Raw genomic sequence first — 16600 nt, 5'->3', positions numbered from 1 at the left:
GCGGCGGCGAGCAGCACGAACGCGGGTGAAAACACCGAACGAAAGGGAGATGCGCGTGCAGATTCAGATCAACACCGACAGCAATATTCACGGCGGGGAAGACCTGATTCGGCGGGCGGAGGACAGGATCTCCTCGATACTCGAGCGTTTCGAATCGCAGCTCAGTCGGGTCGAGGCCCATCTGAGTGACCAGAACGCCGATAAGGGCGGCCCGGAGGACAAGCAGTGTGTGCTCGAGGCGCGTCCCAACGGTCAGCAGCCGGTGGCGGTGACCCATCGCGCCGATACCGTCGAAGCGTCCTATACGGGAGCCGCCGACAGTATGGCCAAATTGCTCGACAGCCGTTTCGGACGGTTGCACCAGACCAAGGGCGGCGAATCCATCCGGCATCTGCCCGCCGACTGAGCGGTGACGGCCGGGTGACGTACTCGCGTCCGCCCGGCCCCGACGCTTCGTCAGGGCTTCCAGCCGGTGACCCACAGCCAGGTGGCGTGTGAGGGCGGTTCTACGGCTGGTCGGTGGGTGCGATACCCATTGTGTGCAAGGCCCAGTTCCGGGCGGCTGCTCGCTGGGTGAGGGGGTAGCGGCGCGCGCGGAAAAGTCGTAGTCCTCGCCGTCGTGGGTGAACCAGATGGTAGCGAATCCCGCGCCACATACCGGGGAGAGCGGAACGGCACATAGGTGGCGACGTTCAGTTGGGGGCTCGGGATGTGGTCGTCGTCGTTCACCGCTTGTGTTTCCCATTTCGAAATCGACTATGGCGCAAAGTATCCCAAGGACGGTCGCCGAAATCGTCGACAACCCCGGCGTCTTCGGCCCGCGCGGCCGACACCACCGGAAACGGAGGTCGCCTGAAAAGTGGCGATCGTCGCTGTCGACGTCGAGGTCGGGGTTGTGGCAGACAGAAGAATCCGGGAATACCACCGGTTCGGCCACCGTTGTCGATCATGATTTCGACACGAAAGGCTGTTCAGATGCGTGCACTAGTGGTGGATCCGCGCCAGCCGGAGTCGGTACGACTCGCCGATATCGCCGAGCCGGTTGTCGCCACCGACGATGTGCTTGTCGAGGTCCATTACGCCGCGTTGAACCACGGAGATTTGAACGACGCCCGATCCGGCCGAGTCCCGGCGGGCGCGGTACTCGGCTCGGATATCGCCGGCGTTGTACTGCGCTCGGGTCCAACCGGGCCGCCGGCTGGGACCCGCGTGGTCGCGCTTGCGGCGGGAGCGTTTGCCGAGCAGGTCGTCGTCGCCCCCGGTTCGCTTGCCGAGGTGCCGACCACCGTGGATCTCGCCCACGCGGCGGCACTCCCGGTGGCCGGTGTGGCGGCGCTGCGGGCGCTGCGCGCGTGCGGCTCACTGCTCGGCCGACGGGTGGTGATCACCGGAGCATCCGGTGGTGTCGGCCGGTTCGCCGTGCGGCTCGCCTCCATCGCCGGGGCGCACGTGATCGCCTCGGTGGGCAGGCATGAACGCGGTGTCGGCATGAAGGAGCTGGGTGCCGACGAGGTGGTGGTCGGTCTCGACGGCATCGACGCACCCGTCGACGTGGTGGTCGACAACGTCGGCGGCCCGCAGCTGGTCTCGGCGTGGCAACTTCTCGCGCCCGGCGGCACCGTCCAGAGCATCGGCTGGACATCGGGCGAGCCCGCGGTGTTCCCGCCGTACTCGACGATCGGGTCGCCGAAATCGCTCACATCGTTTCTGATCGAGGGCCGGGCTGCCGATGATCTGGCCGATCTCGTGCGCCTTGTCGAGTCCGGCGCTCTTCCGGTCGAGATCGGTTGGCAAGGGCCACTGGAACGGTTCTTCGAGGCCACCGACGCGTTGCGCGACCGGCGAATCAACGGCAAAGCCGTCCTCACGATAACCGCACCAAGTCCTGGCGAACTCCCGCACACAACTGATTCACGATCAGCGAGATAGGACACCCCGCCGCCATCGGCATCGACCATCCCGAGGCCGGGCCGATCGAGTCGGAGCTGTATCCGCCTCGGCTGGTGGAGAATCCGGATCTACTGCCGGTGGTGCGGCTCCCGGTGACCGGTGCGGATCGGAGGCGGGTGGCGGGTCAGCTGGACTCGTAGTCGATGGTGACGTCCCCGGAGGCGTCGTCGGAGTGGACGTCCTCGGTGTCGGTGTCTTCGGTGCCGATGTCGTCGGGGTCGGGCCAGCCGTCCTCGATGACCAGCCTTCCGGTGCGCAGCATCTCGGTGTACTGCTCGGCGACCAGCGCGGTCGGATAACTCGGCCAGTAGGACACCGCGCCGGTGGATTTGTCGATGACGCAGACCGATCCGCCGACCGCGGGGGGCGGTAATCCCTCCGTCTGCAATCCCTCCGTCTGCAATCCCTCCTTCTGCGCCGCCCCGGCGCCGAAAACGGCGACCACGGTGAATCCGGTATCGAATTCGGTGACCACAGTGCTGATTCCGGCCGCGGCGTCACCGGGATCGGTGAGGTGCAGATCGGCGATGCGTCGTGCTTCGGCGAGATCGACCGGGACGGCCGCTTCGGTGGGATAGGCGTGGACTTCCATGGTGCCCCTTTCACTGGGCCTTGCCTATCACCGACGCGGTACGCGTGGCGTCCTGTTCTCGGAAATTCGTGACCAGGAACAGTTGCGGCTCAATCGAACTGAACGGTAGCGAGCATAGCCCTGGCCAGGGTTTCCGGATCATCCGACGTGGTCAGCGCCGAATTCACCGGGGCTTCCTCGTGCCACAGCGTGGCGAAGCCGCGAACGAGCGACCAGGCCGCCAACTGGATGGCCCGATCGCGCCGTGGCGACTGCCGAACCCGGCCGCGCTGGTCACCGTCACCGGAGTTCTCGAACTGGCGGTCGCGGTGGGTCTGCTCATTGCGTCGACCTCGAAACTCGCCGCCGAGTGCCTGGCCCTGCTGTTGATCGCGATGTTCCCGGCGAATATCCACGCGGCCCACGCCGACATCGGTGTGAAGTCGATGCCATTGCCGCTGCGCACCCTGGTCCAACTCGGTATTCCTTGGTGCGTCCGCGCTGGTGGTCTTCGGATAACCGTGCGGTGCGCGGGGCGAACGTGAAGGGCCCCGGTGGGCCCTGTTCCCCCCTCCTGGAACAGGCCCCTCCGGGGCTGAAATAAATATGCCTTGGGGGCCTTGACAGAGGCTTAACGAGGACTTAAGAGCCGTCAGCGCCGGGTTTCGGAGAGCTGGGCGAGGAATTCGGCGTTGGTCTGGGTGCGGCGCAGACCCTCCATCAGCAGTTCGAGGGATTGGGTGCCATCGACCGCGGCGAGGGTGCGGCGCAGGAGGTGCGTAGCCGCCAATTCGTCCGGGTCCAGCAGCAATTCGTCCTTGCGGGTGCTGGATTGGGCGATATCCACTGCGGGGAAGATCCGCTTGCTCGCGGCGGCGCGATCCAATTTGAGTTCGGCATTGCCGGTGCTCTTGTACTCCTCGAAGATCACCGTGTCGGCTTGCGAGCCGGTTTCCACCAGGGTGGTGGCGATGATGGTGAGCGAACCCCCGTACTCGATATTGCGGGCCGCGCCGAGGAAACGCTTGGGCGGGGCGAGGGCTGCCGCGTCGATGCCGCCGGAGAGGATGCGCCCGGAGGCGGGTGCGGCGAGGTTGTAGGCGCGAGCGAGCCGGGTCAGGGAATCGAGCAGAACCACCACGTCGCGGCCCATCTCGACGAGACGTTTGGCTCGCTCGATGGCGAGTTCGGCCAGGGCGACGTGCTCTTTCGGGGAGTGGTCGAAGGTGGCGGCGGCGATATCGCCGGGTACGGACCGCGCCAAATCGGTGACCTCCTCGGGGCGTTCGCCGACGAGGACGAGCACGAGTTCGCATTCCGGGTGGTTCTTCGCGATTCCGTGCGCGATCGATTGCAGAACCGAGGTCTTACCCGCCTTGGGCGGTGCGACGATCAGTGCCCGCTGCCCCTTGCCGATGGGCATGACCAGATCGGTGACCCTCGTGGTCATCTCGTGCTGCTCGGTTTCCAGGCGGAGGCGCTGATCGGGATAGATCGGGGTGAGATCGGCGAATACGGGCCGGAGTTTCGCCCGGGCCGGATCGAGGCCGTTCACGGTCTCGACCCGGGTGAGCGGGTCGAGACGATCGCCCTTCGTCGCGGCGCGAGCGGTTCCGATGACGAAATCGCCGCGGCGCAAACCATTGTCGTGGACCAGTCGCGGTGCGACGTGGAGGTCACGCGGGTCGGGAAGATAGCCCTCTACGCGCAGTGTCGCGTGATTGCCGACGATATCGAGAATTCCGCTGACGGAACGCTCTGCGGCACGCGAATTTTCGGTCGAGTTCTGGGTAGATGTGTTGTCTTTCAAAAGTTTTCCTTGGTGTGAGAAAGGTGATCCGGTGCGTCGCCGAGTGTTCGAGCGAGCCGGAATCGTCGGATCGCAACCCGCGAGGGGTATGCCGATCCGGGTGATCGCGGATGTCTGAAGTGGTAAGTCCGTCGTGACGGCGCGCGGCCATTCGGCAGGAAGCGCGGACTCACTTGCGGGAGATCTGGTCTGCATCCACAAGGAGAAAATCCACTAGAAGAAGACTGCACCGAGACTACCGGTACGGTTCTACAATTGCAACGAACTGTTGAGCTCGTCTGATCGTATCCCCTGAAGTCATTCACAACGAGGGAGTTACGCATGGCCGCGTTGAAGCCGTTCTACGAGGATGTCCAATCGCATTACGACCTGTCCGACGAGTTCTATCGGATATTTCTGGACCCGACTATGACCTACAGTTGCGCCTACTTCGAAGACGAAGACATGACGTTGGAGCAGGCTCAGCTCGCCAAGATCGACCTCGCGCTGGACAAGCTCGGCCTGGAACCGGGCATGTCGGTGCTCGATATCGGATGTGGTTGGGGCGCAACGATGTTCCGTGCGGCCGAGAAATACGGGGTCCGGGTCGTCGGACTCACGCTCAGTCGCAATCAACACGATCACGTGGCGAACGAGATCGAACGCCGCGAGTTGCCCGGGGTGGAGGTGCGGTTGCAGGGCTGGGAGGAATTCGACGGCCGCGTCGATCGGATCGTCAGCATCGGCGCATTCGAGCACTTCCGGCGTGAACGCTACCAGGATTTCTTCGAGCGCTGCTATCGGGTGCTGCCGTCGGACGGGCGGATGCTGCTGCACACCATCGTCGGCTTCACTCTCAACGACCTGCGCCGGATGAATATTCCGGTGACCCGGGAAACTGCTCTCTTCCACATTTTCGTCAAGCGGGAAATCTTCCCCGGCGGGCAGTTGCCGCAGCCGGCGGAGGTCACCAGAGCGGCCGGTCAGAACGGGTTCGGCACCGAACGGATCCAGCCGTTGCAGGCCCACTACGCCCGCACTCTCGACCTGTGGGCCCGCGCCCTCGTCGCGCATCGTGACGAGGCGGTGCGGATCACCTCCGAACAGGTGTACGCCCGCTACCTGAAATATCTCACCGGGTGCGCGGCGCATTTCCGGAGCGGGCATATCGATGTCATGCAGTTCACCCTCTCCAAATAGGTCAGAGCACCGCCTGGGTCTGGGTCACCTTCGCGACGAGTTTGCTTGCCTCGTCGTGAATTTCGGTTTCGACGACGATGAAGGAACGTCCCGCGTGTAGGGGACGCGCGGACGCGATCGCGTATCCGGATCGCATACCGCGCACGAAATTCGTCTTCGACTCGACGGTGGTCGTGCCTGTCTTGCCCGAGGGCAGATTCAGGAAGGCACAGACCGCCCCGGTGGCGTCCGCCAGCGACATCAGGGCTCCGCCGTGCAGCATCCCACCGAGCGTGCACAAGGACTCGTCCCAGGCCAGGCGGCTTCGCACCAGCAGCGGCCCGTGTTCGAGCACCTCGATGCCGAGCCGCTCGGTGAACGGCATGCTCTGATGGAACAGCGTGGTTCCCGTCTCATCGGTCATTCGCCGATCGTCCCCGATCCGCGCGCACCGGGCGATTACCCCGGAGGTAATGGTCCGGTGCGCCGGGGAATATCGATGCCCGGCCGCAACCCCGAATGGGTGGCGGCCGGGCGACGGTGTGCGCCGGGATCAGGCTCCGTAGACCGCGTTGTAGAACTGGATCGCGCTGGCGATGCCGACCGGAACGCCGAGCAGGATCATGCCCGCCGCCGCGCCTAAGGCGATGCCGACGCCCGCACCGGCCAGGCACAAGCCGACCGGTCCCGCGACGAAGGTCGCAACGACCAGCGGCGCGCCGATGATCGCGCCCGCGACGCATCCGAGGACGCCGCCGACCACGGTGCCGACCAGCGTTCCGATACCGGTCGCCAGGCCGAACTGGGTGGCGGCGGTGCTCAACGAGGTGTTGAAGTCCGCGCCGCCGATTTCCTGGGCGCTGACGGGCTGCAACATGGTCGCCGGATGGGCGTCAGCCGGGTCGGTGCTCGGTGTGAATGTCGCGGTATTTCCGTCGACCTGGGCGGCGATCGGCCATTCCATACCGTCCTTCAAATATGTCAGCGGCATGCCAGCAACCATGTCGCCTCGATCGTCCAGCACCTGGAACTGGGTGCCCTGAGTGGTCAACGATCCGGCATCGGTCTTCAGTACAACCGACTTGTCCACAATATTCGCGGTGTAGTGGATACCTGGAAGCAAGTCCGTTTGGACCGTCGTCCCGGGTGTCTGCGCTGGAGCGGGGGCCGCGTAGGCGGTGCCACTCGTGATGCCGACAGCGGCGATTACCAGCGCGGATGTCGCGGCGAACTTCATCAGTTTCATGAACGTCGAACACTTTCCTCAGCAGGAGCACCTTCGGCCCCGAGGGGCGAGAGCCGGCGCGGCTCGCAGAAGCGAACCTGTGTGTAGGTTTGTCTCCGCTGATTAAGGAGAGGTAACGAAACGGGTAAGGCGCGCGTCAATTCGAAGTGAATCGCGTTATGAAATCGTTAATTCGGACATTCGGCTAACTTTCAGCGTCGATATCTGTGGCGTAATCCACAATATTGGCGATGAATATGTGATCCGAGTTTGCTGATCGGTGTCCTTTCACCCGATCCTGGCGACAACCGCGCGCGGTAGCAGCGGGAGCGCCCGATCGATGAGCCGCCACGGCCAGCCCGGGACGCAGGCGCGGATCTGCTCTTTCTCGATCGCGCGAATCATCGAGGCCACGCCCTTGTCCAGTGGCGCCACCAGCTTCGCGTCACCGGCTCTGGCCGCCATATCGGTGGCGATGAAGCCGGGGAGCAGGGTGGTGACGGCGATCGGGCTGCGCGACAGTTCCACCGTCAATGCCTCGCCCAGCGCGGCGAGTCCGGCCTTACTCGCCGAATACGCGGCCTTCGTGCCGGGAAGTCCGCGCACCGCGCTCATCGAGGAGACCAGAACCAGGTGCCCGCCTTGCTGGCCGCGGAAGATCTCCATCGCGGCCTCGATCTGGGCGAGCGCGCTGACGAAGTTGGTGGTCGCGGTGGCGATATTGGCGTCGGCGCGTCCGGTGCCTATCCTGGCGCCCTTGCCGAGGCCCGCGTTCACGATCACCCGGTCGAGCCCGCCCAGTTCGTCGCGCAATTCGCCGAACATCAGCGGGACGGCCGCGTGATCGTCGACATCGAGCGCCCGCACCGCGACCGTGATCCCCGGGTGCGCGGCGGTGAGTTCCGCGCGCAGGTCTTCCAGGACGTCCAGTCGCCGCGCGCACAGCGCCAGGTCGCGGCCCTTGCGCGCGAAATCCCTCGCCATGCCCGCGCCGAGGCCCGCGCTGGCGCCGGTGATCAGAATCTTGCTTCTCGTCATGCGGCCGACGATAGCGGCGCGTCGTCAGGGTTCGGGAGGCGCTGCTGGGAGCATCCGCCACGCGCCGCGCCTCTTCGTGAGGAAAGCGACGTCGGTCGGCTCGCTCCGCGCCCGCACCGATGTGATCGGGCATCGAATCGGCGGCGGATTCGGCCGCGATGATGTCATTCCCGCGCTCGCCCGCGATATCGATGGTGTGAGTGGCATTCGCTCGGTCGACGCGGGTTCGCGGCAAGTGTGTGGCGTCCGCTGTGCCGGGCTGTGCACCGACGCGGGGATCGCCGCCGTCCTCGCCGCCGATCGCGCGCTACTGCACTGGCGCGCGATGCGCGGGCTCGGCGACACCGGCCAGGCCGAGCATGTGGTGCAGGAAACCCTGCTGCGAGCGTGGCGTTCGTGCGCGCAATTCGATCCCGACCGGGGTTCGGTCCGTACCTGGCTGCTGACGATCCAGCGCAACGTCATGATCGACCTCGCGCGTTCACGTGCGATCAGGCCCGGCGACGTCCGATGGGACGAACTCTGCGAAATCGGCGAAGTGCGCTACGCCAGCCCCGATTTCGCGGAGAGCCTGGCAGACGGACTGCTGGTGGCGGATCTGCTCGCGCGACTGCCCGCCGCTCAGCGGGAGGCCGTGGTGGAAGTGATCCTGCGCGATCGTGCGTATCAGGAGGTGGCCGACGATTTCGGCGTTCCGGTCGGCACCGTGAAGACACGCGTGCACTACGCCCTGCGATCCCTGCGCAGACTGCCGCGCGGGGCTTGATCGGATCGTCACGGCCCTCGTTGAATTCCGCGTCGGTCGAGCGCGTCTCGACCGTCTGACCGGGCGAATGCGGCCTGAACAGGCATAATGCGTGATATTGCTTTTAGGTAACAGTCCTTGCCTGTCGCTCGAGACGTTGCGAGAGTGAACTACTGGGTTTGGTGTTACTAGTGGGAAGGGAGGGGCGCTCCATCCCGGAGCGCCGACACCGCACATGAAGCCAAACATCATCAAGGCCGGTATCTGCACCGCCGTGACGGCCGCCGTAGTCGTAACCTTTTCCGGAATCACCGCGACTGCCCTCGCCGAGCCGGTCTCCCCGGACGCGACCGTGCTCGCGGGTAGGACGGTATTCCTCGACCCGGGTCATGCGGGGTCGAACCACACCGAGAACCTGTCGAGACAGGTGGACAACGGCCGCGGCGGCACCAAGGATTGCCAGACCACCGGCATGACCTCGCTGAACGGAGTGCCCGAGCACACCATCAACTGGAATGTGGCCCAGTTGGTCAAGACGTCGCTGGAGAGCATCGGCGCGCGGGTGGTGCTGAGCCGTCAGGACGACACCGGCTGGGGTGGTTGCGTCGATGATCGGGCCCGCGCCGCGAACGAATCCGGCGCGGCCGTCGCGGTCAGCATCCACGCCGATAGCGCCCCCGCGCAGGCCAAGGGCTTCCACCTGATCGTGCCGCAGCTGCCGATTCCCAATGCGAAGGCCGACCAGGTGCAATCCACCGAGGGCCTCGCGGCGTCGAAGGCGGTGCGCGACGCGTACGTGCAGGCCGGATTCCAGCCCGCCGATTACGCGGGTGCGCAGGACGGTCTGCAGACCAGGGCCGATATCGCCGGTCCCGCGCTGACGACGGTGCCCGATGTCTTCCTCGAAATGGGTAACGGCGCCAACTCCGACGACGCGGCGATGCTGGAATCCCCGGACGGGCAGTTACGGCACGCCATCGCGATCACCACCGGGCTGGTCACCTATCTGTTGGCCGCCACACCGGCCCCGAGCGGTTCCGCGGGCGACCGTCCTGCCGCCGCGCCGCCGGACCCAGCGCCCGCGCAGACAGCGCCCGCCCCCGGTACCCCGCAGGCCGCGCCAGGTGGCACGGTTCCGCAATTCCGGACGGCCCCGGGCGCCCAGGCCACGCCGGGTACCGAGACCTCGCCCGGCGTCCGGTCGACGCCGAGTGCGCCGGGCGGTGAGTCGACGCCGGGTACCGGAACGGAAGATCTCGTCGGCACCATCACGAAACTGCTGCTTCCGCTGGCGAAGGCACTCGGCATGGATGAAACCGCGATCGCCGGCGAACTGATCAACCTGGCCTACACGCTGGCAAGCATCCTGTTCGCCCCCACCGACTAGGGTGGTCGGGTGGCTGAGCGGATTCCTGTCCTGATCGTGGCCGGTTTTCTCGGATCCGGGAAGACGACACTGCTCAACCATCTGCTACGCGATAACCGCGGCACCAGGATCGGCGTGGTCGTCAACGATTTCGGGGCCGTCAATATCGACGCCATGCTGGTCGCGGGGCAGGTGGACGCGACGGTGTCGTTGAGTAACGGATGCGTCTGCTGCGCGGTGGACGTCAGCGAACTCGACGGACTGTTCACCCGTTTGGCGCACCCGAGATCCGATATCGATGTGATCGTGGTCGAGGCGAGCGGGTTGGCCGAACCGCGCAATCTCATTCGGATGGTCATCGGCAGCGATAATCCGCGCATCCGATACGGCGGTCTGGTGGAGGTGGTCGACGCCGAACAGTTCCCGGCCAGTCGTGAGCGTCATCCGGAACTGGCGACCCACCTTCGGCTCGCGGATCTGGTTGTCGTCAACAAGGCCGACCGATTGCCGGTGGACGAGCTCGACCGGCTTCGGGCCGAGATCGCCGAGGTCGTCGGCCAGGTTCCGGTGTACGCGACCACCTACGGCCGGATCGATCCCGGTCTGCTCTTCGATGAGCCGCTGCGCGAAACGTCGACCATCGCCGAGCAGCTGAGTTTCGACGAGCTGCTCGCCGAACACCATCACGACCACGACGGCCATCCGCACCTGCACGACGACTACACGAGCGTGTCGTTCAGCAGTGACACCGAATTGGATCCGCGCCGTTTGGTCGGATTCCTGGAGGATCCGCCCACCGGCCTTTTCCGCGCCAAGGGCATCGCCGCGTTCGGGGTCGCCGAGGAACGGCGAAAGTTCGTGTTCCACATGGTCGGACGCCATATCGTCTTCGAGCCACGCAGTTGGGGCCGCGGCGAGCCACGTGCCAGTCGGCTGGTGCTGATCGGCGCGGGACTGGAAACGGAGACGGCGTTGCGGCGGTTGCGCGATACCGTCCACGCGGGGGACGACCCGCTGGATTCGCACGCGATGCTGGGTGTCTGGCGCTACACGGCGCACTGACAACCGGAAGGGTCAATGCCCGCAGGCATTGACCCATTCCGACAGTCCGTCGGCGAAGAGTTGACGTTTCCAGATCGGAACCTCGTGCTTGATGCGATCGACCAATTCCGCACAGATCCGGAACGCCTCGGCGCGATGCGGGGCCGCTACCGCGACCACGATGGCGAGATCCCCGATGGTCAGCGGACCGACGCGGTGCACCGCCGCGACCGGGAGACCCGAGGACGATGCCAGGTCGGCGCAGCATTTCCGCAGGAAACGACCGGCTTCGGGATGGGCGGAATACTCGAGCGCCGACACCGCCTGCCCGCCGTCGTGGTTGCGGACCTTACCGGTGAAAACGACGACAGCGCCGTATTCGGGCCCGGTGACAGCGGCTTCCACCTCGGCGGGGTCGAGCGCTTCGTCGCTGATGCGAGCGACGCGGACCAGAGCGTCTTCACGCGTTGTCATGGCTGCCGCCTCCGGCTACTTGCGCCAACAGGTGATCGAGGAGAGGTTCGAGGACGGCCATCCCGTCCTTGACGCCGCCGGGGGATCCGGGCAGGTTGACGACCACCGAGCCCCCCGCGAGTCCGGCGACCCCGCGGCTCAACGCGGCGAGCGGGAATTTCGCGGTGCCGCGCTGCCGGATCGCCTCGGCGACCCCGGGGAGTTCGCGGTCGAGCACCGACAGGGTCGCCTCGGGGGTCACGTCGGTGGGGGAGGCGCCGGTGCCGCCGGTGGTGACGACGAGCGAGGGACTCAGATGTAATGCGTCGGCGAGGCCGACGGTGATATCGGCATCGGCGTACACCAACGGACCGCGCACCGAATACCCCAGTTCGGCAAGCCATTCGACGAGGACGGGACCGGTGGTGTCCAGGCGGGTGCCCGCGGCGACACCGGTCGATGCGACCACGACGGCCGCGGTTCTCATCGCGGAATCCTGATCCGTCTCGCGCAGGTGCGAGCCGGTGGGCAGGCCGAGGCTCTCCTCCTCCTCGTGAGCGCTGGTCTCGACCTCGGGCCGCTCCCAATGCCCGTGCTTGCCGCCCTCTTTGGTGAGCAGTCGGACGGCGTTGAGGGTCGCGGCGGGATCGACGGCCTTCACCATGTCGTGCAGGGTGAGACCGGCGACGGCGACCGCGGTGAGCGCCTCCATCTCGACGCCGGTCGGTCCTTTGGTCTTCGCGCTCGCCTCGATGGTGATGGAGGTGTCGGTGAAGCCGAATTCCACCTTCACCGACGACAGCGCGAGCTGATGGCACAGCGGGATGAGCTCGGAGGTTTTCTTCGCGCCCGCGATGCCTGCGATGCGCGCGGTCGAGAGCACATCGGCCTTCGGCATGTCATCGGCTCGCACCAGCGCCACCACCTCGGCGGTGGTCAGCAGTTCGCCCGCGGCGACGGCGGTCCTCGTGCTGTCGGATTTCGCGCTCACGTCGACCATACGGGCCCTGCCCTCGCGATCGACATGCGACAACTTACTCATACATCCCACCCTGGCACAGTCCGGCGCCGCGGCGCGAGAGGCCCACTCCCGATCGCGGGACGATCACAGCGCGTGCACGCGGACGGAGGCGCCCGCGGGCAGTTCGGTGGTCTCGGCCGCGATATCGATGAGGACGTCGGCCCACGCCATGGCCGCCACCAGGTGTGATCCCTGACCGGATACCGATTCGACGCCTCGGTCGGTGACGCGTCCGCGCAGGAACTGGCGGCGTCCAGCGGGGGAGCGCACCGGCTCGGTCAGCGGCAGCTCGCGTGTCTCGACCGGCGGCAGGCCGGCGAGGCCGCGCAGCGCGGGCCGCGCGAACACTTCGAACGAGACCATGGTGCTCACCGGATTCCCGGGAAAACTCAGTACCGGAACGCCGTCGACCACGGTCAGGCCCTGCGGCCCGCCGGGCTGCACCGCCACCGAGCCGAATTCGCCGCCCAATGGTGCGAGCACATCCTTGACCACCTCGAAATCCCCTTTGGACACACCGCCCGAGGTGAACACGAGATCGGCGGACTTCGTTGCCGCGGAGATCAATTCGCGGAAGATCCGGGGATCGTCGGTACTGTGCTCGACCGAGACGACGGTGACGCCGTTGGCGCGCAACGCCGCCGCGAGCGCGATGCCGTTGGAGTTGTAGATCTGTCCTGGACGCAATGGTGTTCCGGCGGGAACGAGTTCGTCGCCGGTGGTGATCACCGCGGCGCGCACGGGTGCGAATACCGGCACCTCGGCCAATCCCACCGCGGCAAGCGCGGCGATATGGCGCGGTGTCAACGCCGTTCCCGCGGGGACGAGCAGATCGCCCGCGCGCACATCGGTGCCCGGTTCGCGGATGAATTCGCCTGCGGTCCTGCCGCGTTCGATGACGACGGTCGCGCCGTCGGCGCGCGTGTCCTCCACCGGAACCACACAGTCGGCGCCGGGCGGAATCGGCGCACCGGTCATCACCTTGACGGCCGCGCCCCGTGGCAGCGGATCCTCGCCGGAATCGCCCGCGGCCACAACACCGGCCATCGGCAGCGTCACCGGTGTCACCGCCACCGAGTCGGCGCGCACCGCGTACCCGTCCATGGCCGAGTTACGGAAGACCGGCAGCTCGACCGGTGAGCGCACATCCTCCGCCAATTGCCTGCCCAGGGCCTCCGGCACCGGCGCTGCCTCGATCGGCCGCGCCGCCAACGGTCGTAGCAACCGTTCGACGGTGTCGCGGTACTCGTCGACGGACCTGGCCGGGACGCGGACGGGCCGAGAGCTCATGCGAGTCAGCCTATCGTTCGCCTGGCACCGGACCGCGCGGTCGTCGCCTCGACCGTGACTCACCATGTGACATGCCCATTTGTGAGGTCGCGGCGACCGGTGAGGTTTCGCCTCCCCACGGTCTCGCCCACGTCGGCGTGGTCATAATGGGAGTGTGACGTTGGTCGAGATGGGCATTCCCGCGGTTCGGTCCGGCCGCCCCTCGCTCGACGGACGACCGGAGACGCCGTACCTTGTGGACCGATTCGGGCGGGTAGCCCGGGATCTTCGGGTGTCGATCACCGAGAAATGTTCGCTTCGCTGTACTTACTGCATGCCGGAAGAAGGGCTGCCGCCGATTCCGGTGGAGGAGTTGCTGACCGTCGACGAAATCGTCCGGCTGGTCACGCTCGCGGTCAGGGAATTGGGCGTGCGCGAAGTCCGGTTCACCGGCGGTGAACCCCTGCTGCGCCGCGATCTGGAACAGATCATCGCGGGTTGTCACGAGCAGGTGCCCGAGACGCCACTCGCCATGACCACCAACGGGGTCGGCCTGCGACATCGCGCGCGTGCGCTCGCGGACGCCGGGCTCGGTCGGGTCAATGTCTCCCTCGATACCGTCGACCGCGTCGGATTCGCCCGGCTCACCCGGCGCGATCGCCTCGATTCGGTTTTCGCCGGTATTCGCGCCGCCCATGACGCGGGTCTCGCGCCGGTGAAAGTGAATGCCGTGCTCATGCGTGAAACCCTCTCCGGTGCGGCTGATCTGCTGCGCTGGTGTCTGGACGAGGGTTGCGAGTTGCGCTTCATCGAGGAGATGCCGCTCGACGCCGACCACGAATGGGCGCGCGCCGAGATGGTGACCGCCGCCGAATTGCTCGATGTGCTCGGCACGCGCTTCACCCTCACCGAGTCAGGGCGGACCGACCCATCCGCACCCGCCGAGAAATGGCTCGTCGACGGCGGCCCCGCCACCGTGGGCGTCATCGCCACGGTGACTCGCAAATTCTGCGACACCTGCGACCGGACCCGGCTCACCGCGGACGGGATGCTACGTTCCTGCCTGTTCAGCGACCAGGAATTCGACGTGCGGCAAGCACTGCGCACCGGCGCGGACGACGAGGACATCGCGTCCATCTGGCGCGGCGCGATGTGGAACAAATGGGCGGGTCACGGTATCGACGCCGAGAACTTCGTCCCACCGGAACGCACGATGGGAGCCATCGGTGGTTGAGATCCGCTATTTCGCCGCCATCGCCGACGCCGTCGGCAAGGACACCGAGACCATCGACCTGCCCGCCGATGCCACCCTCGCCGATCTGCGCGCCACCCTGGCCGCCGCCTACGGCCCCGGTCTCGACACGATGCTCGGAGTCTGCGCCTACCTGATCGGGGACGAACTGACCCGCGATCCGTCGACCGCGCTCACCCGGCGCGTCGACGTTCTCCCGCCGTTCGCGGGTGGCTGACCCGCACTGAGCGGTCAGCGCCACCAGGTGTCGAGGGGGGTCACCGGAACGGTGCGCTTATGCCTGGTATTGCGGAAGAAGGTCTCCAGTTTCTCGGCGACCTCGGGCGTGACGTCCTTGCCCTCTAGGTAGTCGTCGATTTCGCTGTAGCGCAGGCCGAGTGCCTCCTCGTCCGGGAGCGCGGGCCGGTCGTCCTCCAGATCGGCGGTGGGCACCTTGGACCAGATACTGCTCGGCGCACCGAGTTCCTGCAGCAGGGACGCGCCCTGACGTTTGGTGAGGCCGGTGAGCGGGGTGAGATCGACGCCGCCGTCACCGTATTTGGTGAAGAAGCCGGTGACCGCTTCCGCGGCGTGATCGGTGCCGACGACCAGCAGATTCTCCTGACCGGCGAGGGCGTACTGGACCACCATGCGCTCGCGGGCCTTGACATTGCCGCGCACGAAATCTCTGAGTTTGTCCACCGCGAGCGCCGAGGCGACCTCACCCGCCACCGAGTTGGCGCCCGGGCGGATATTCACCACCACCGACCGGTCGGGCTGGATGAACCTCATGGCGGTCCTGGCGTCCACCTCATCGGATTGCACGCCGTAGGGCAGCCGGACCGCGAGGAAGGTCGCGTCGTCCATCCCGTCCGCGCGCAATTCCTCGACGGCCAACTGGCACAGTCGCCCGGTGAGCGCACTGTCCTGGCCGCCGCTGACGCCGAGCACGAAACCCCGTGCGGGGGTCGCGCGCAGATACTCCGTGAGGAAATCGATGCGCCGCCGCACCTCGACCTTGGGTTCGATATTCGGCTGGACGCCCAACTCGGAGATTATCTGTTCACGCACACTGACCATGGCAGCTCACTCTACTGGCGAGCGTGGCCCGGCGATCCGTTCCACGAAGGCTGCCCAGTTGTCGCCGATCTGTTCGCGGTCGTAGCCGAGAACACGCATCTGGTACATCACGAGCGGGGCGTCGAGTACCGCGAGCACCGTATCCGCCAGCAGCGGCAGTTCACCGACCGCGCCCGCCTCGCGCAGCAGCATCGACACATGCGCCTTCAGCAGGTTGTAGGGAGCGCCGGTATAGCGGTCGCCCGCCTCGCTGATCTCGGCGGCGCGATGCAGTTCACCCTCCACCTCGATATCGAGCAGTCGCGCGCGCCCGAATGCGACCAGACGCTGCACCGGGGGCGCGCCGGGACCGAGCGGCGGCGGTCCGAACATGAACGCGGCCTGGTATTTGCGTTCGGAATGGTCGAGCAGGGCGCGCATCAATCCGGACCTGCTGCCGAATCGGCGGAAGACGGTGCCCTTCCCGACGCCCGCTCTCTTGGCCAATTCGTCCATGGTCAACGCGTCGACCCCGTGCTCGCGCACCAGGAGATGGGCCGCGTCCAGCAGCAATTGCCGATTACGCGCCGCGTCCGCGCGTTCGGTGGGTTCGGAGGTACCCGGCAGCGGGGCGCCGATGCCGAGTAGCGGACGTTCCGGCAG

At 66.5% G+C, this 16600-nt stretch carries 17 protein-coding genes and 2 pseudogenes; 9 read left to right on the top strand and 10 right to left on the bottom strand.

From position 1 onward, the window contains the following. Nucleotides 1-49 precede the first annotated feature (49 nt). Complete coding sequence (locus ABZS43_RS03935) at nucleotides 50-406, top strand: ribosomal subunit interface protein (RefSeq protein WP_355034278.1); 357 nt, start codon at nucleotides 50-52, stop codon at nucleotides 404-406. 569 nt (nucleotides 407-975) lie between these two features. Continuing rightward, nucleotides 976-1929 (top strand): zinc-binding dehydrogenase, encoded by a 954-nt coding sequence (locus tag ABZS43_RS03930; RefSeq protein WP_355034277.1) that lies wholly within the window; start codon nucleotides 976-978, stop codon nucleotides 1927-1929. Between the two features lie 145 nt (nucleotides 1930-2074). On the opposite strand, the gene ABZS43_RS03925 is transcribed toward ABZS43_RS03930, so the two are convergent. Further along, nucleotides 2075-2542: a hypothetical protein gene (locus ABZS43_RS03925; protein ID WP_355034276.1), complete on the bottom strand. Its 468-nt coding sequence runs from the start codon at nucleotides 2540-2542 to the stop codon at nucleotides 2075-2077. 236 nt (nucleotides 2543-2778) lie between these two features. Between ABZS43_RS03925 and ABZS43_RS03920 the strand changes: the two are divergent. Then, nucleotides 2779-3040 (top strand): annotated as a pseudogene (locus ABZS43_RS03920) (hypothetical protein); the annotation flags it as partial. A gap of 133 nt (nucleotides 3041-3173) precedes the next feature. Here the strand turns inward: ABZS43_RS03920 and ABZS43_RS03915 are convergent. Beyond that, nucleotides 3174-4277: pseudogene (locus ABZS43_RS03915) on the bottom strand (transcription termination factor Rho, short form); the annotation flags it as partial. A gap of 375 nt (nucleotides 4278-4652) precedes the next feature. Between ABZS43_RS03915 and ABZS43_RS03910 the strand changes: the two are divergent. Then, the gene (locus ABZS43_RS03910; RefSeq protein ID WP_355034275.1) at nucleotides 4653-5510 is read left to right on the top strand and encodes a cyclopropane mycolic acid synthase family methyltransferase; all 858 of its coding nucleotides are present in this window, start codon (nucleotides 4653-4655) and stop codon (nucleotides 5508-5510) included. Between the two features lies 1 nt (nucleotide 5511). On the opposite strand, the gene ABZS43_RS03905 is transcribed toward ABZS43_RS03910, so the two are convergent. From ABZS43_RS03905 to ABZS43_RS03895, 3 genes are all read right to left on the bottom strand, one after another. Beyond that, the gene (locus ABZS43_RS03905; RefSeq protein WP_355034274.1) at nucleotides 5512-5913 is read right to left on the bottom strand and encodes a PaaI family thioesterase; all 402 of its coding nucleotides are present in this window, start codon (nucleotides 5911-5913) and stop codon (nucleotides 5512-5514) included. Nucleotides 5914-6042: 129 nt separating this feature from the next. Continuing rightward, entirely contained in the window at nucleotides 6043-6735 is a 693-nt protein-coding gene (locus tag ABZS43_RS03900; protein WP_355034273.1) for a hypothetical protein, read from the bottom strand. Between the two features lie 267 nt (nucleotides 6736-7002). Continuing rightward, a complete protein-coding gene (locus tag ABZS43_RS03895; protein ID WP_355034272.1) occupies nucleotides 7003-7752 on the bottom strand; it encodes an SDR family oxidoreductase in 750 nt (249 codons plus the stop codon). 76 nt (nucleotides 7753-7828) lie between these two features. Between ABZS43_RS03895 and ABZS43_RS03890 the strand changes: the two genes are divergently transcribed. The 3 genes from ABZS43_RS03890 to ABZS43_RS03880 all read left to right on the top strand — a co-directional run bounded on the left by ABZS43_RS03890 (nucleotide 7829) and on the right by ABZS43_RS03880 (nucleotide 10925). Then, nucleotides 7829-8518: a sigma-70 family RNA polymerase sigma factor gene (locus ABZS43_RS03890; RefSeq protein WP_355034271.1), complete on the top strand. Its 690-nt coding sequence runs from the start codon at nucleotides 7829-7831 to the stop codon at nucleotides 8516-8518. A 214-nt stretch (nucleotides 8519-8732) separates the two neighbouring features. Continuing rightward, a complete protein-coding gene (locus ABZS43_RS03885) occupies nucleotides 8733-9884 on the top strand; it encodes an N-acetylmuramoyl-L-alanine amidase (RefSeq protein WP_355034270.1) in 1152 nt (383 codons plus the stop codon). A 9-nt stretch (nucleotides 9885-9893) separates the two neighbouring features. Further along, nucleotides 9894-10925 carry a CobW family GTP-binding protein gene (locus ABZS43_RS03880; RefSeq protein WP_355034269.1) on the top strand — a complete coding sequence of 344 codons (1032 nt, stop codon included), beginning with the start codon at nucleotides 9894-9896 and terminating at the stop codon, nucleotides 10923-10925. A 12-nt stretch (nucleotides 10926-10937) separates the two neighbouring features. Here ABZS43_RS03880 and ABZS43_RS03875 read toward each other — a convergent pair whose 3' ends face one another. From ABZS43_RS03875 to glp, 3 genes are all read right to left on the bottom strand, one after another. After that, complete coding sequence (locus ABZS43_RS03875) at nucleotides 10938-11378, bottom strand: molybdenum cofactor biosynthesis protein MoaE (RefSeq protein WP_355034268.1); 441 nt, start codon at nucleotides 11376-11378, stop codon at nucleotides 10938-10940. After that, entirely contained in the window at nucleotides 11365-12399 is a 1035-nt protein-coding gene (moaCB, locus tag ABZS43_RS03870; protein WP_355034267.1) for a bifunctional molybdenum cofactor biosynthesis protein MoaC/MoaB, read from the bottom strand. Before moaCB ends, ABZS43_RS03875 begins: the two co-directional genes overlap by 14 nt. A 63-nt stretch (nucleotides 12400-12462) precedes the next feature. Beyond that, nucleotides 12463-13668 carry a gephyrin-like molybdotransferase Glp gene (gene glp / locus ABZS43_RS03865; RefSeq protein WP_355034266.1) on the bottom strand — a complete coding sequence of 402 codons (1206 nt, stop codon included), beginning with the start codon at nucleotides 13666-13668 and terminating at the stop codon, nucleotides 12463-12465. 154 nt (nucleotides 13669-13822) lie between these two features. On the opposite strand from glp, the gene moaA reads away from it, so the two are divergent. Both moaA and ABZS43_RS03855 read left to right on the top strand, forming a co-directional pair. Next, nucleotides 13823-14881, top strand: a complete 1059-nt coding sequence (gene moaA / locus ABZS43_RS03860) for a GTP 3',8-cyclase MoaA (RefSeq protein WP_355034265.1) — start codon at nucleotides 13823-13825, stop codon at nucleotides 14879-14881. Continuing rightward, nucleotides 14874-15116 (top strand): MoaD/ThiS family protein, encoded by a 243-nt coding sequence (locus ABZS43_RS03855; protein ID WP_355034264.1) that lies wholly within the window; start codon nucleotides 14874-14876, stop codon nucleotides 15114-15116. The genes moaA and ABZS43_RS03855 overlap by 8 nt, the downstream gene beginning before the upstream one ends. A 14-nt stretch (nucleotides 15117-15130) precedes the next feature. Here ABZS43_RS03855 and nadE read toward each other — a convergent pair whose 3' ends face one another. Beyond that, a complete protein-coding gene (gene nadE / locus ABZS43_RS03850) occupies nucleotides 15131-15958 on the bottom strand; it encodes an ammonia-dependent NAD(+) synthetase (RefSeq protein ID WP_355034263.1) in 828 nt (275 codons plus the stop codon). Nucleotides 15959-15964: 6 nt separating this feature from the next. Then, nucleotides 15965-16600 (bottom strand): helix-turn-helix domain-containing protein, encoded by a 636-nt coding sequence (locus ABZS43_RS03845; protein WP_355034384.1) that lies wholly within the window; start codon nucleotides 16598-16600, stop codon nucleotides 15965-15967.

The organism is Nocardia sp. NPDC005366 (assembly GCF_040606855.1).
In the GTDB taxonomy this organism is placed as follows: Bacteria; Actinomycetota; Actinomycetes; order Mycobacteriales; family Mycobacteriaceae; genus Nocardia.
Note: the sequence above shows the minus strand (reverse complement) of the source record. Positions and strands in the feature narration are given on the sequence as shown.